The sequence below is a fragment of the Streptomyces sp. NPDC027189 genome (genome assembly GCF_055566975.1).
The window spans coordinates 1-14,682 of record NZ_JBVHRI010000005.1; the positions used below are offsets into that span (position 1 = coordinate 1).

Sequence of the window (14,682 nt, forward strand, 5' to 3'; positions counted from 1 at the left end):
TGAAGTCCCGCCTGGCCGTCACAGCCCTGAACAACGCTGTTGCCCGGCGTGGACACGTCGCCGGGTGCATTCTGCACAGTGATCGCGGATCGCAGTTTCGGTCACGGAAATTCGTCCGGGCGCTCGATCGGCACCGGATGGTCGGATCCATAGGGAGGGTCGGGGCGGCAGGCGACAACGCGGCCATGGAGTCCTTCTTCAGCCTGCTGCAGAAGAACGTCCTCGACCGTCGGGCGTGGGCCACCCGCGAGGAACTGCGGATCGCGATCGTGACCTGGATCGAGAGGACCTACCACCGGCGCCGCAGACAAGCCTCGCTCGGCCGGCTGACCCCCATCGAATTCGAGACCGTCATGACCACACCGGCCCTCCAGCTCGCGTGACCGAACCTGTCACCCAAACCTGCAGCAGACCCGATCCTGGATGAACATGGTGAACTAGGAGAACCCCCCGGAACCTGAAGGTTCTTCGTCAGCGGAGGGGGTGGTGAGGCCGGATCTTCCGGGCGGCCCGTTGCACACGGCACTCCCGGCCCGGCTCGGGTCACCAGCAGATCGTTCCTGCTGACCTCGGCTACTTCTCCGTCACTTCTGGTGCCGGAGCTACGGCAGTCGGGCACGACGCTCCCCAGTTCGTCTCGAACGGGTCACTGAGCTTGACCCTATAGCCCGCCGTGCCTGCGCTGCTATGTGCCCCGCTATCTCAGACGGCGATGCCAGGTATGAGTGCTACTAGTCCTGACAAGAAGCTGCCCAGTGCTGCGAGCGTGACGAGGGTGGCTTTCCCATCTGAGAACAGCCCGGAGCAGAACTCGCGCACTCGCCGCCGGAAGATCAGCATCTTGAGCTTCTGCCAGCGGTGCTGATGGATGTGGCAGCCCATGAGGATGCCGCTGGCGTTGTTGCGGCAGCCATCGGTTCGTCCTCTGACTGGTGCCCCACAGGTCACCGGAGCTTGGAAGAAGGACCAGAGGAGAACCAAGGTGGACAGCGCGATGATCACTGCCGGGCCTGCTGCTTCATTGATCCACGCGGCGATGGGGAGGGCAACTTGTCCCGGAGGGCGAGGGCCATCGCGTCGGTGAAGTCTTCGAGCGCGTCCCGGTAGGTGAGTTGATCGAGGTACTCGTACACCTTGTAGTACCTGGTCGGACCATCGATCAGGGCGGGCGGCACCCCGAGCGACACCGATCGGGCACGACACACCCGTCCCGTCGACCACAACCTGTCCGAACCCTTCATCCCCTTCCGGAACGTCTGCCTGCACGGGGACTCACAAACCCCGGCGGTCCACATCGGGGTACTCGAACAGCCGCGGTTGCTGGGCGACGCCCACCGAACTGCTGGTCCGGTGGGCGTCGTGCTGCCGGGCTCAATGTGATCTCAGTGGGTGCGGACCCACCACTCGATGACGGTGAGAGCGACCGGCCCGAGGGCCGCAGAGAGACCGATCACGGCGCGACGAGAAGCTTCCCGCCAAAGCGTCAGGGGGCGGTTAGCCACGTTGTGAGCCGCGGGCTTCCCTTTTGCGGGTCGACTGATGCGGCGACGGTTGGCCATGAGGTTTCCTCCATGGATTGGTGTGGCTTGCCGGGCCCGGCGCGTGAGTCGACTCTGACGAAGTACGGCCCGGACTGTCTCAAGTCGCGGGCGGATCGGATGGAGCAAGCCCTACGCTGCTGGTCATCGCGTCGCCGATCCGATGCTCGTCGTGCCCGCATCGGGTGCTGGGCGCTATCGGGCGGGTAGCGATTGATGAAGAGCACATGGGGGGCGAGCGGTGGGGACGCAAAGCCGGGAGCTGTACACGCGACTTCGGGGTCTTCGAGAGCGAGCTGAGGCAGCTCGCCGCAAGCAGCGCAAAGCATGGAGCCTCAACGCCTTGCAGGCGAAGGTGCAGAAGGAGCGCCTGCCGGGTGCATGCGAGTTCCGTGGCAACCGAGCGAGCGACTGGGCTCCGAGAGACCCGGATAAATTCAAGCTGCCGCAGCAAGGCAGCGACGACGTGGTCGTAGCACTGGTCATCGTGTGGTCAGAGTGGGCCGGCGAGAACGTCGAGGAGAAGTGGTGGCGCGCACAGTTGGAGCGGGCCCGCAGGGAGCAGGCCGAAGAACGACTCGCTCAAGCTGGTTCTGGAGACAGAGGGCCACGACCGCAGACCGTAACGATCATGGGGGCTGCGGAATTGGAGGTGCACCCGGCCGCTCTACCTGACCGTGTTTCCGACCATTCACTTCCGGAACTGACTCCCTATCTTTCTCGCCCTCATGACAACGAGCTTCGTAAGGCTCTCGCTCCTGCCCTGGCCGGCGGCCCGTCGATCCTGGTGATGCTGACGGGCGACTCATCAACCGGCAAGACCCGGGCTCTCTATGAAGCGCTCTGCGATCTCGCTCCTCATCGCCCGCTGTTGCGCCCCCGCAACGCCGTAGAACTTCTGGAGTTGCTGCGGAGTGCGTGTGCCGTACCGAGCACGGTGCTGTGGCTCAACGAGGCTCAGCGGTTCCTGAACGGCCATGACGGCGAGCGGGTCGCTGCGGAGCTGCTGACTCTGCTGCACAACCAGCCGGGCATCGCAGCCTTGGGCACGTTGTGGTACGACCCTTATTGGATTGAACTCACTCAGCCGGGCGTCCCAGGTGATCCTCATAGCCACGCACGTGCGCTCCTCATGGGCCCTGTCACCCATCGCATCCCGGTCGCTGCTGTGTCGTCAGAGGAGGATCAGCGCCGATGGCGGGAACTGAACAGGCAGCAGCAGGATCCTCGGCTGGAGGGAGCACTGAACGCCGGAGCCGTCGACGGCAAGGTCGTACAGCACCTGAGTGGTGGTCCGGAGCTTTTGAAAGCCTTCCTGGAGGGCCCTGGCGTCCACTTCACGCCTGTTGAATATGCATTGCTCACCGCCGCCCTCGATGCGCGACGCCTTGGCCATGCGCCCCCGTTGCCGGCTACTTTGCTCGCGGATGCCGCCGACGGTGTCCTGACCAACCGTCAGCGGATGGGCGACGTAGACTGGGCAACAGAGGCGTTGGACGCATTGAGCACCGGTCAGCGTTCCAACGGCCGCCGCACCGATATCCGGCACACCTTAACCGCGTTGACTGCCCTGCGTGTCAAGTCCGGAACCCCAGCCCATTACGAGCCGGCCGATTACCTCGACCAGCACACGCGCCACCGCCGCGCCGATCAGCTCGGAGCCCCCTCGCTGTGGCAGGCCATGCTCGAGCACATCACCGACCCTGATGCTCTGTACAGGGTTGCCGGCGCGGCCGATCGCAGGGGCCTGCACAAGCAAGCGGCCCGGCTGTTACGCAAGGCCACCCTCGCCGGCCATTCAGAGGCCCCAAACGCCTTGCTCCGTCAACTCAATGCCAGTGGTCTTGACCCCTCTCTCCACGCGGCAAACTGGATCGTCAGGCATGCCAACGTCACCGACCCGCGTTCAGTCGGACGGCTGCTGCGGGAGCTGCGGAACGGCGAGGCTCACGAAGCCGTGGAAGTGCTCGGACAACGCGCCATCACCGAAACCCATCTCCCCAACCCGGGGGCGGTCGGCCAACTGCTCCTGGAAATGCGGGAGGCGGGGCTCCTCGGCGCCGCGGAAGCCCTCGCACACCGCGCCGCGACCGACTCCCATCTCACCAGCCGGGGCTACGTGGGTCAGTTGCTGCGGGAGCTGAAGAAAGCTGAAGCGCACGGTGCGGTGAAATTCCTGGCGAACTACGCCGCCACAGAAATTTCCCTCACAAGCCCGGGTTATGTCATCTGGCTGCTGCGAGAACTAAGGAGGATGGAAGCATATCCAGCCTTGGCGATACTGGTGCATCGCGCCACCACCGAAACGCCACTAATGGATGCTGCCGTCGGCGCTCGGCTCTTGCGAGAGCTGCGGGAAACCGGCGCACGGGAAGTTCTCTTGCCCCTAGCGCACCGTGTCGCCACCGAAACCCCATTAAGAGACGCCAGTGCCGTCGCCCAACTCTTTTTTGAACTGCGGCGCGACCGGGTGACCTCGTCTGCCGATGTGCAGAAGGTCGTAGCGGCCCTTGCGCACCGTGCCACCAATGAAACACAGCTGGCGGATGTCGGTGCCGTGGCTCGGCTTCTGCGGGAGTTGCGGGAGGCGGAAGCACATGAGGCCGTGGCAGCCCTTGCGCACCGTGCCACCACCGAAACGCTGTTGACGCGTGCTGGCTCCGTGGCTCGGCTTCTGCGGGACTTGCGGGAGGCGGGCAAACATGAGTCCGTGGCAGCCCTGAGCCACCGCGCCATCACAGAAGCACAGCTGACTCACCCGGAGTCCATCGGCCGGCTTCTGGGGGAGTTGCGGGAGGCAGGCGAACATGAGGCCGTGGCAGCCCTGGCCCAGCGCACTGCGGATGAAGCCTCGATGGACCTGGACCGGGTGGCCCAGCTATTGCGAGGGTTGCGGGAGGTTGGCGGACATGAGGCCGTGGCAGCGCTTGCGCACCGCGTCACGACCGAAACGCCGCTGATGGGTGCTGGCTCCGCGGCTCGGCTTCTGCGGGAGTTGCGGGAGGCGGAAGCACATGAGGCCGTGGCAGCCCTAGCCTCCTCGTTTCAGTTGGGTCGGCTGAGCTGGGTTGACTGTGGAGGGGCCGTGGCTGTCGGCGGGTGGGCATGGCTGGGGCCCGGCGCTCGGGTCGGGTGCTCCGGGTTCCTCGGGTCGTGGGTGGGCAGAGGCAGCGCCGTTGGTCAGGTGGCCGGCCTCGGCAGGGCCGCAAGGCGGGCGAATGCGTTCGCCAGTTCATGTCGCCAGGGCCAGGTGGCGGCAATCCGCAGGTGGAGGCGGCGGCCTCCGCGGGTGATGCGGGCGGCGGCGTGCAGCAGCCGGTAGCGGAGCTTCTTCGGCTCGGCGGAGACCAACTCGCCGTCCAGCAACAGGGCCTGGGCCCAGGCGAGCAGGTCGACGGCGGTCAGGGACAGTTCCAGCCAGGCGGCGTTGAGCGCGAAGTGGCGGGAGGGGAAGCGGCCGAAGCCGGTGGTCTTGCCGCAGCGGATGCGGTCCTCGACGCGGGCGTGTGCGCGGTGGCGGACCTCAAGCTGCTGCAGGGAGCCTTCGCCATAAGGAGTGTCGGTGAGGAAGACCTGGTGGCGCATGCCCTCGTCGACATCGAACAAGGACAACTGGGCGCCGGGGTGAGGGCGCTCGCGCCGGACGATGATCCGGGTGCCGTCCGGGTGGTCCGTCAGGTCCACCATGCCGGTCAGTTCTGCCACTTCAGCGCCAGTCCGCAGGGTGCCGTCCTGCTCCAGCGCGGGGTGCCACAGATGGTCGGGCACGGCTCGGATCGCGCGGCGGATCGGATCGGTGACGGGATGTCCGACGGAGAAGGAGGTGTGGATACCCCGCTCACGGAGTGCTCGGATGTGGGCGAGGAAGGCTTTCGCGCCTCCGGCACTGTCGGCGCGGATGAGGATGGTGGTGCCGTGGCGGTGGGCGTCGGGGACCTGGGCCAGGGCCGCGTCCAGGACGGTGATGTGGTCGGCGGCGGTGTTGGCGCCGGCATTGCCCGGCCGCAGTAGGCCAGCCAGGGCTTCGCCGGTGTTGTCCAGGAAACACAGCAGCGGGTGGTAGCCGAAGCCGCGTTTGTAGGTGGCCGCTGCCTGTTCCTTCTCGGAGTGGCAGGTGACCAGGGTGGCGTCGATGTCCAGGACCAGGCCGGGCAGGTCGCGCCCGCCGGCGCGGGCCACGGGTATGCCGCCTGTGGTCTCGGCGGCTTGCAGCCAGGCGACTTCCCGGGCGGTGGCCCTCGCCGAGCGCAGGCGGGCGAGTGCGTCCGGGCCGATGCCGGCCAGCAGACGCCAGGCGGTAGCAGTGGAGGCGACCGGGCCGAAGACTTCCGCCTGGTCTCGCAGCAGGGCCAGGTCCGCTATCGCCTGGCCACCGTCGGCGAGCATCACCGCCAGATCGACCGCGATCCGCCCGGGGCCGTGCCCGGTGCCACGCGGCCGCAGCTTGCGCAGTGCGTCCGTGAACGCGCCGGTCAGGCCGGTGACATCGGCGAGATCGGCCACCAGGCGGGATCCGGCGTGACTGACGACCCCGCGACCGTCGGCCGAGACGACAAGCTTGGGACGTGACCCGGTAGTGTGCACGCAGAAAGTGCCTTCCTGCTGTGGTGACAGAAGCCCTAGACAAGCCTCATCATCCCAGCTCAGAAGGCACTTTCGCGTTTCCGATCAAGATCCGGACACCGCCGCAACTGAAACGCGGAGGCTAGCGCACCGTGCCACCACCGAAACGCCGCTGACGCGTGCTGGCTCTGTTGTCTGGCTTCTGGGGGAGTTGCGGGAGGCGGGTGAACATGAGGCGGTGGCAGTCCTGGCACGTCGCGTCGCCGCTGAAGTACAGCTGATGGACCCAGAGCCCGTCGGGCGGCTTCTGCGGGAGTTGCGAGAGGCGGGCGATCATGAGGCGGTGGCAGTCCTGGCACGTCGCGTCGCCACTGAAGTACAGCTGACGGACCCAGAGCCCGTCGGGCGGCTTCTGCGGGAGTTGCGAGAGGCGGGCGATCATGAGGCGGTGGCAGTCCTGGCAGATCGCATCGTCACTCAGAATCCACGCGCGGACTCACGTCCGATTCCCCTTTCGGAGTGGAGCCTCCGAGAAAGGGAAGACACGCAAGATGCCGCGGTGGCTCTAGTGCGAGAGTTGCGCCAAACAGGTGAGCACAAAACGGTTGCGCTCCATGCCCTACGAACAGCGGTTGAAGTCCCTCTTACAGACCTGGGTTTCGTTGTGTGTGTCCTGCGGCGCTTGCGGGAGGTGGAAGCCCCTAAAGCCTTGGTGGTCTTGGCCCGTCGCGTTGCCGATGAAGTGCAGTTGACGGAGGCAGGCTCGGTTGCCGCGGTTTTGCGGGAGTTGCGGGGTGTGGGTGCGGACGATGCGTTGGTGATGTTGGCCCGTCGCGTTGCCGCTGAAGTGCAGTTGACGGAGGCAGGCTCGGTTGCCGCGGTTTTGCGGGAGTTGCGGGGTGTGGGTGCGGACGATGCGTTGATGGTGTTGGCCCGTCGCGTCGCCGCTGAAGTGCAGCTGGCGGATCCGCGTTTCGTCGCTCGGCTGCTACGGGAGCTGCGAGGGGCGGGAGCACATGAAGCCAGGGCGCACATGGCATACCGGGCTATCCGGGAAATGGACCTGAAAGGCTCACATTGGATGGAAGAAGTTCTGGGGGAGTTGCGGGGTGCGGATGCGGACGATGCGTTGGTGGTCTTGGCCCGTCGCGTCGCCCGTGAAGTGCAGCTGGCGGATCCGCGTTTCGTCGCTTGGCTGCTGCGGAAGTTGCGGGGTGCGGGTGCGGACGATGCGTTGGTGGTCTTGGCCGGGCGCGTCGCCAATGGAGTGCAGTTGACGGACGTGGGCTCGGTTGCCGCGGTTTTGCGGGAGTTGCGGGGTGTGGGTGCGGACGATGCGTTGGTGGTCTTGGCCGGGCGCGTCGCCAGTGGAGTGCAGTTGACGGACGTGGGCTCGGTTGCCGCGGTTTTGGGGGAGTTGCGGGGTGTGGGTGCGGACGATGCGTTGGTGGTCCTGACCCGTCGCGTCGCAGCTGACGTGCAGCTGACCGATCCGCGTTTCGTAGCTCGGCTTTTGCGGGCGTTGCAGGGCGCGGGTGCGGACGATGCCACCGAGGCCCTGGTGCATCGCGCCGTCATCGACACCAACCTCAGAAACCCCGGCTATGTTGCTGGATTACTGTGGGCGTTGCGGGAGGCGGGTGCGCACGACGCAGTAGCTGCACTGGCACACCGGGCAGCGACCGAAGCCGACCCCACCAACGCGGCCTATCTTTCCGACCTACTGAAGGCGTTGCGGGGCTCAAGAGCCCACGAAGCGGCTGAGATGCTGACACGCCGCGGCGTGAACGCTGGCGCGCTCGCCACGGTGCTCCCATATGGACGAGAGACCGATGGTCGTCCCGCGGGACCTTGGACTTGGAGCGATCTATTCCGGTAACGCTGAGCATCAATTTCAGCGTTACCCGGTGCCGCCTTCAGCAACTGCCCGATCTGCGCTTCCAGAGCTCGTCGCTGTTCGTCCTCGGGTCATGCCTGGGCCACCCCGCAGTACGGTCAGTCGGCGGTGATCTCGTTCCAGTGAGCGCAGGATGTGCGGCATTGTCCGGGCGGCGTCCCGGATGACCGCGGCGTCCTTCGCGTCGGTCGTCGCCTGCTCTTGCCGACGTTCAGGCCGAGGAAGACGCCCAAGTCGAGCGTGACCGACGGGAGTAGCTGACCATGCCTCAGTTAACTCGCTCTATTGGACCGCGCTCCGCGCACGGCTCGTCTACTCAACTAAATGCCGCTCCAGGCGTTGCCCCTCCAGGAACGAAGGGCCCGACTCGGCTACTCAAACGAGTGGCTCCCGTGGTACATCTGCCGAAGCGTTGACTCCAATGCTTCAGTCATCGCATGGCGGGACGTGCATGCGGTCCGCGCACCCGATCGGGCTTGATTCGCCAACCGGGGCACGCCCATGGTGGCCAACCCCGACGCGCTCCGGACACCGCTCCGACCACACCGAGGACGCCCTCAGCCAGCCCCTGACCGGCGAAGTTATTACCGCATGAATGGTGGTTGATTGATGTCAGCGGGCACGCGGCGAACCCCAACGTGGCCTCCTTAACCGCGCCCCTGGACCAAGGCGACGAGCAGCAGCTACCAGGGCCGCGAGTCCCGAAGCGGATCGTGTTCGCCAACCGGCGATGTGCCGGCGCCCTGTCATCGAGCCCCGCAGCCCGGCACCGGCACCCATGACCCGCGAAGCCCTCGCCGACGTGAACCCCTCCTCCAATCAAGCAGCGTCAACCGCCATGCCCCTACCAGCTCCCCAGGTCACGCGCGGTCAACCGGCGCACGCCCGTGGGTGACCAACCCGACGCACGCCGGACACGCCCATGACCGTACCGAGTCGAGGGGGACGAATACGAGTCCTGGCTGAGCCCACTCCTGAAGGACTGAAAGCAATGAGTAGTGACCTACGGCAGCGGGCTGGATCAAGACAGAGGCAACGGACGAAATGACTCGGGCGCCAAACCGCAGCGCGATCAAAGTGTTTGGAAAATCCGAGAATTGGTGTCGTCTACCTCAACTCCACCTCAGAAGATCAGCGGAATCTTCGCTACCGGCATGACCCTGACATACGGTCAACGTATCCGAACTGCCACGAGGGCAGTCCCCACCGGATAGGTGTCTTGTGGACATATCTGCACGTCGCACCGTCTTTCTCTCCTCTACCGCGCTGCTGCTCTGTGCGGCCTTGACCAGTCCCGCGCTGGCGGCAGACGAGAGAACGACTCCTTCACCCTCGGCCTCTGCACCGGCCGATGACACGGTCATCAACACCGCGCCGCCCGAGGAACCTGAGGAAAACGTCACCGAAGTCCCCGAGGAAGCGGTCACCGAGCCGGCGGAAGAGTCTCCGTCCCCGGGCAACTCGCCCAACCGCCCGGACTGTAGCCCGACTACGTTTATCTACAAACCCACATCTCAGGGCAACAAGTACCACAGCGGTGTAGGGCCCACGAACGCGAACTACAACGGCACTTCCAGGACCGCCAGGTCGACCTTCACGTCGGAGGTGACGGGCTCGGTAACCGTCGGCGTCAGTGGTGAATTGGATACCTCGATCAACACCATGATCGCCAAGATCGAGGCCAAGTTCAACATCAATCTGTCATTGTCGCTCACGGCCAAACTCGGCAACTCGATCTCCGTAGACACGCCGTCACACAAGACCACCCACGCCAGGTACGGCGTCTGGCGGCTCAAGCACACAGGCCAGAGCTGGATAGTCCACGCCAATTGCACGTCCACTCCGAAGCACACCGTAGTCAGCTACTCCCCCTACCGGGTCGGCTGGTACCTGTGGGAAAACTGAGGGTACTCACGGCGGCCGGAGGGCTGGCAGCAGTAGTGGTGCTGGCTGGCTGCACCAGTGGCCAGGACGACGCCTCGCCCCCTGCCCACACGCCCTCGTCTCGTTCTGCATCGTCGCCCACAGGGTCGCCTGGCCGTGCCGAGCACGTTCCCGGAGAGACCGTCACCAAGGCGCCAGTGCTTCCAGACGGCAAGGTCGTAGCACAGGCCGCGAACGCCAGCGGCAACCGAGAACTGGAGATCCGGGGCGGAATCAAGGCCGGTGCACTCTCGGTCCTCGTGAATTGCGAAGGCCAGGGAAAACTGACCGTCTCCGTGCAACCGGTCGGGTTGAGCTTTCCCCTTGAATGCGTGGGCGGAGAGGTCAGCAGCACCTTCAACCAACTGGGCCTGAAGCGCTCCCGCGAACAGGGCACGGTGAACGTTACCGCTCCGTCCAGCGTTCACTGGGCACTCACCGTCGGACAATAAGCGAATGGAGCCCGGCAACGATTGCTGGGCTCCATTCCGCCGACCTGTTGGCGCCGTCAAGTACGGCGGACCTGGTCCCTACTCGGATTCGGTGGGTGGCTGAGAGGCTTTGAGTCGGCTGGCGACGTAGCTGGCGCGATCTCGCCCGTTGAGCTTGTGCCAGCTGTGGGCCGTGCCGTCGGCGAGGCCGAGGAGATCGGCGAGCATCTTCCAGTGGACGGCGCCGACCATGACCAGCCAGGCCCCATTGCGGGCCTTGCTGGTGCTGGGGATGCCCAGGCGGGTCAGTCGTCTTTGCAGGGTAGTGCCGCAGACCGTACCGAGGATTCATGGCACGGGACTAAGCCGGGGCGGATGGAAATACATCATCTAGCCCCCTGACCAGCTAAGTTAATACCGCATCAGCAAGACTTGACTGAAGTGACCAGCGGGGCGGTCACGTTGTTCGGGATCTCGGCGGCTGGGCTGGTGGCGGGGGCGATGCTCAAGGAGCGGCCCCTGGACAAGCTGCTCGCGGGTGTCGTGATCGCCGGGACCGCGCACTTCGTCAACCTCGTGGATGTGCGGCCCGGGCGGGCCGCCGGTGCCGTGCTCGCCCTGGGCGCGCCCGGGGTGCTGCGCGGCGGAACCGCCGGGCAGTTGTCCGCCGCGGCGATGGGGGCCGCCGCGGCCGTGCTCCCCGATGACCTCGGTGAGCGCGCGATGATCGGTGACACCGGCGCGCACGCACTCGGTGCCGCCCTGGGCACCGCCATCGCCGCGGGCAACGGCCGCGCGGGGCTCATCGCCCACGCCGCGGCACTGGTGGCCGCGACGGCGTACGGGGAGAAGGTCAGCGACGCGGCGCGCTCACTGGGGCGCGCATGACGAACTGAGCGAGCGGCGTGCTTTGTACGAGCGGCGTGCTCTGTACGGGCCCCAGGCCCCAGGCCCCAGGCCCCAGGCTCCGGGTCCCGGGCTCCGGGCTCCGGGTCCCGGGCTCCGCGCGTGCCCCTGGGCTCCGCGCCTACCTCCGCCCGCAGACGGCGCCTCTGAGTGCAGGGTGCCGTCGCCCCGCCCCACCCCAGCCTGCCCGCCGACCAGGTCGGACACCTGCCACCACGCGCCGCACGGCGCGCCCCGGCGCGCAGATGACGGCAAGCACGCACCCCCAACGACCCACACCCCCAGCGCTTCGCGGCGCGCCCAGCGACCCACCCCCAATGCCTCCCGGCGACTTCCCAACCCCGCAGCGCACCCAACGCCCCGAACGCCCAACACCCAAACTCCACCCAAATCCCCCGCACTTCTCACTCGTGTGAGTGACTACTCCTGGCGAGTTGCCCTAGTCGTCGCGACCGTCGTCCGGCGGCGGTCCCGGAACACCCGTGCGGCCTGGCATCCTTGGCGTAGTACGCGGAGCACGACGTGCGGTACACCCCACCTCTGCGCGATCCTTCTGTACGTTTCTTCGTGACCGTCCGACGCCGAACCAGGAGCCCCGGCCACGTGAGCCACGTGAGCAGCCACTCACCGCACGGCCAGTCGCCGCTGCGCACCGTGCAGGTGCTCGGCGGCGGGAGCGCGGGCAGCTGCGCGCATGTGCGGTCGCTGGCATCGGGGCTCGTCGCCCGGGGTGTGCGGGTCACCGTGTGCGCTCCCGCCGAGGCCGATCGCGCGTACGGGTTCACCGGCGTGGGCGCGCAGCACGTTCCGGTGCCGCGCAGCAGTGACCCGGCCTCCGTGGCCGCGCTGCGGACGGCCTGCGCGGACGCCGACCTGGTGCACGCGCACGGGCTGCACGCGGCACTGCGGGCCGCGCTCGCGGTGAGCGGGCGGCGCGTGCCGCTCGTCGTCACCTGGCACACGCGCTCGCACGCGGAGGGGGCGCGGGCCCATCTGCTGCGGCTCATCGAGCGGCGGGTCGCCAGGGCCGCCGCCGTGGTGCTGGGGACCTCGTCCGACCTCGTGGACCGGGCCCGGGGCAGGGGAGCGCGCGACGCACGGCTCGCCGCCGTCGCCTTCCCCGCGCCGCGCACGCCCGTCGAGCCAGGCGACCCCGACCGGCTGCGACACAAGGCGCGGGCCGAACTCGGCGCCACCGACCGGCCGTTGCTCATGGCCGTCGGCTCGCTCGACCGCCATCGTGGTTACGACACCCTGCTGGACGCCGCACGCGCCTGGCGTCGCCTCGATCCCCTGCCGCTGCTCGTGATCGCGGGAGAGGGGCCGCTGCGGCCGGTTCTGCAGCGCCGTATCGAGGACGAAGGGCTGCCCGTCCGGCTGATCGGCCGGCGCGAGGACATCACGGAGCTCCTCGCGGCCGCCGATCTCGCACTGCTGACCAGCAGTTGGGAATCCCGCTCCGTACTCGCGCAGGAGGCGCTCCACGCGCGCGTGCCGCTCGTCGCGACCGCGGTCGGCGGCATCCCCGAACTGGTCGGCGACGCTGCCGAACTCGTCCCGTACGGTGACGCGCTGGCGCTCGCCGACGCCGTCGTACGCCTCCTCGGCGACCCCGGGCGCCGGGAACTCCTGAGGGCGAAGGGGGCCCGACAGGCCGCCACCTGGCCCACCGAGGACGAGACCGTGGCTCAAGTACTGAGCGTCTACGACGAGTTGACCCAGCCCAGGCCCCTTGGTTAGAGGACGTCCGAGCTAGGGGACGTGTCGGCGCGCCCGCAGCGCCAGGCTCAACGCCAGGACTGTCTGCGGGTCGTCCAGGTCCGTGCCCAGCAACTCCCCGATCCGGGCGAGGCGGTTGTAGAGGGTCTGCCGGTTCAGATGCAGCTCGCGGGCCGTCTCCGCCTTGCGGCCCGCGTGGGCCAAGTACGTCTCCAGGGTGGGAAGCAGCGGAGGCTTGGAGCGGTTGTCGTGGTCGCGGAGGGGGCCGATCGCGCGGTCCACGAAGGCCGCCAGATCCGGGTGGTCGCGAAGGCGCCACAGGAGCAGGTCGATGTCCAGGCGGCGTGCGTCGTACCACGGGCGGTCCGTGAGGCCCTGTGCCGCCGTCGCCGTCTCCGCCGCGTGCCGAAGGCCCGCCGACGCGGCCGCCCAGCCGCCCGCGACCCCGACCACTACCACCGGCGGCTGCGCGCCGGGCCGCTGCATGCCCGCGCGCTCCACGCCCGCCCGCAGCGCCGCCGCGACCCGGTCCGCCACGGCCGCGCGTTCGGACTCCGAGCGCAGGCCCAGGAGCAGCGGGACACGGCCCTCGACCGGTCGTACGCCCAGAAGGACCGGGACTCCCACGGAGGCGAGCTCCTCGGCGACCGCGCGGGCCAGGACCGCCCAGCCGCCGCCGGGGGACAGGCCGTCGGCGAGCCGCATCACGACCGGCAGGAGCGGGCTGTTGCCGGGCTTGAAGCCGAGCACGCGGGCCTGCGCGGGCGCGTCCTCGGCCTCGATGCGGCCCTCCGCGAGGTCGGTGAGGAAGTCGCCGCGCCCGCGTGCCGCGAGCTCCTCCTCCTGACGGGCCTGCATCAGGACGACGGCCAGGATGCCCGCGGCCCGCTCAGCGGCGATCCGGTGCACCGGCGCGATGGGGGAGTTGACGGGCAGGAGGACCAGTCGGGCCCGTACCGAGCCCGTGCCGGGGCCGCCGCCGGGCACGTCCACGAGGGTCGTTCCGGTGGGCGGCTGCTCCTTGTGCTGGCCGCGCAGCCCCTCCCACACCTGGAGCGGATCGGCGCCCGCGGAGCCGGCCCCGGCGGCGTACAGGAGCTGGCCCTCCGCCGTCTCCAGGAAGACGGGGTTGCCGCTGAAGTCCGCGAGGATGCCGAGGACTTGGGGGACTCCGCCGCCGCCGAGGAGAGCTTCGGTACATCGCCGGTGCACTTCCTCGGCCTGCTGGAGCAGCGCGTAGTGGCCGTTGACGATCTCGGTGTGGATCTCCTCCGTGACCGTCACGAAGGGCACCTCGCGGTGCAGCTGGACCAGTGGGAGGCCGGCGCTGCGTGCCGTCTCCACGAGGGCCGCGGGCAGCCGGGTGAAGCGCGGCCCGAGCTCCACGACGAGCGCCGCGATGCCCCGCTCGGCGAGGGTGCGGACGAAGGCGCGCTGGTCGGCCGGGCGGGTGCCGAGGCCGTAGCCCGTGGTCAGCAGGAGTTCGCCGCCTTTGAGCAGCGAGGCGATGTTCGGGACCTCGCCCGCGTGCACCCAGCGCACGGTGCGCTGCAGCCGGTCGGCCCCCGCGAGGATCTCCGGCAGCCCGCTGCGCAGCCCGGGCAGTTCCAGCGCCCGCTGCACGGTGATTCCGGCGCCCTGGGTGTCGTAACGGCTGTCCATACGGCTGTCCATGCAGCGGACGCTACCCGCGGTCGCGTTCCGG

General features: G+C 68.0%; 11 protein-coding genes and 1 pseudogene. 6 read left to right on the forward strand and 6 right to left on the reverse strand.

Annotated elements, in window-relative coordinates; all coding sequences use genetic code 11:
- The coding region (locus ACZ4RZ_RS13620; RefSeq protein WP_467744351.1) for a transposase at positions 1-383 on the forward strand (383 nt) is incomplete at its 5' end.
- Positions 384-702: 319 nt separating this feature from the next.
- Here the strand turns inward: ACZ4RZ_RS13620 and ACZ4RZ_RS13625 are convergent.
- From ACZ4RZ_RS13625 to ACZ4RZ_RS13640, 4 genes are all read right to left on the reverse strand, one after another.
- A complete protein-coding gene (locus ACZ4RZ_RS13625; protein WP_467744353.1) occupies positions 703-1,002 on the reverse strand; it encodes a hypothetical protein in 300 nt (99 codons plus the stop codon).
- A complete protein-coding gene (locus ACZ4RZ_RS13630) occupies positions 999-1,187 on the reverse strand; it encodes a hypothetical protein (protein WP_467744355.1) in 189 nt (62 codons plus the stop codon). Before ACZ4RZ_RS13630 ends, ACZ4RZ_RS13625 begins: the two co-directional genes overlap by 4 nt.
- Positions 1,188-4,718: 3,531 nt before the next feature.
- Positions 4,719-6,122: an IS1380 family transposase gene (locus ACZ4RZ_RS13635; protein WP_467744357.1), complete on the reverse strand. Its 1,404-nt coding sequence runs from the start codon at positions 6,120-6,122 to the stop codon at positions 4,719-4,721.
- A 121-nt stretch (positions 6,123-6,243) separates the two neighbouring features.
- Positions 6,244-6,543: a hypothetical protein gene (locus ACZ4RZ_RS13640; RefSeq protein WP_467744358.1), complete on the reverse strand. Its 300-nt coding sequence runs from the start codon at positions 6,541-6,543 to the stop codon at positions 6,244-6,246.
- A gap of 240 nt (positions 6,544-6,783) precedes the next feature.
- Between ACZ4RZ_RS13640 and ACZ4RZ_RS13645 the strand changes: the two genes are divergently transcribed.
- The 3 genes from ACZ4RZ_RS13645 to ACZ4RZ_RS13655 all read left to right on the forward strand — a co-directional run bounded on the left by ACZ4RZ_RS13645 (position 6,784) and on the right by ACZ4RZ_RS13655 (position 10,373).
- Complete coding sequence (locus ACZ4RZ_RS13645; RefSeq protein ID WP_467744360.1) at positions 6,784-7,980, forward strand: hypothetical protein; 1,197 nt, start codon at positions 6,784-6,786, stop codon at positions 7,978-7,980.
- Between the two features lie 1,239 nt (positions 7,981-9,219).
- The gene (locus tag ACZ4RZ_RS13650; RefSeq protein WP_399088885.1) at positions 9,220-9,903 is read left to right on the forward strand and encodes a hypothetical protein; all 684 of its coding nucleotides are present in this window, start codon (positions 9,220-9,222) and stop codon (positions 9,901-9,903) included.
- A 176-nt stretch (positions 9,904-10,079) separates the two neighbouring features.
- A complete protein-coding gene (locus ACZ4RZ_RS13655; RefSeq protein WP_399088883.1) occupies positions 10,080-10,373 on the forward strand; it encodes a hypothetical protein in 294 nt (97 codons plus the stop codon).
- A gap of 78 nt (positions 10,374-10,451) precedes the next feature.
- On the opposite strand, the gene ACZ4RZ_RS13660 is transcribed toward ACZ4RZ_RS13655, so the two are convergent.
- Complete coding sequence (locus tag ACZ4RZ_RS13660; RefSeq protein ID WP_467744362.1) at positions 10,452-10,604, reverse strand: hypothetical protein; 153 nt, start codon at positions 10,602-10,604, stop codon at positions 10,452-10,454.
- A 186-nt stretch (positions 10,605-10,790) separates the two neighbouring features.
- On the opposite strand from ACZ4RZ_RS13660, the pseudogene ACZ4RZ_RS13665 reads away from it, so the two are divergent.
- Positions 10,791-11,240 (forward strand): annotated as a pseudogene (locus tag ACZ4RZ_RS13665) (hypothetical protein); the annotation flags it as partial.
- Between the two features lie 621 nt (positions 11,241-11,861).
- Positions 11,862-12,998 carry a glycosyltransferase family 4 protein gene (locus ACZ4RZ_RS13670; RefSeq protein WP_467744364.1) on the forward strand — a complete coding sequence of 379 codons (1,137 nt, stop codon included), beginning with the start codon at positions 11,862-11,864 and terminating at the stop codon, positions 12,996-12,998.
- Between the two features lie 12 nt (positions 12,999-13,010).
- On the opposite strand, the gene ACZ4RZ_RS13675 is transcribed toward ACZ4RZ_RS13670, so the two are convergent.
- Entirely contained in the window at positions 13,011-14,651 is a 1,641-nt protein-coding gene (locus tag ACZ4RZ_RS13675; RefSeq protein ID WP_467744366.1) for a PucR family transcriptional regulator, read from the reverse strand.
- Positions 14,652-14,682 lie beyond the last annotated feature (31 nt).

What these genes read in the sequence shown, in the direction of transcription:
- ACZ4RZ_RS13660 (WP_467744362.1), bottom strand. Translation starts at nt 10,604, where the DNA reads ATGGTCGGCGCCGTCCACTGGAAGATGCTCGCCGATCTCCTCGGCCTC.
- ACZ4RZ_RS13675 (WP_467744366.1), bottom strand. Translation starts at nt 14,651, where the DNA reads ATGGACAGCCGTATGGACAGCCGTTACGACACCCAGGGCGCCGGAATC.
- ACZ4RZ_RS13640 (WP_467744358.1), bottom strand. Translation starts at nt 6,543, where the DNA reads ATGATCGCCCGCCTCTCGCAACTCCCGCAGAAGCCGCCCGACGGGCTC.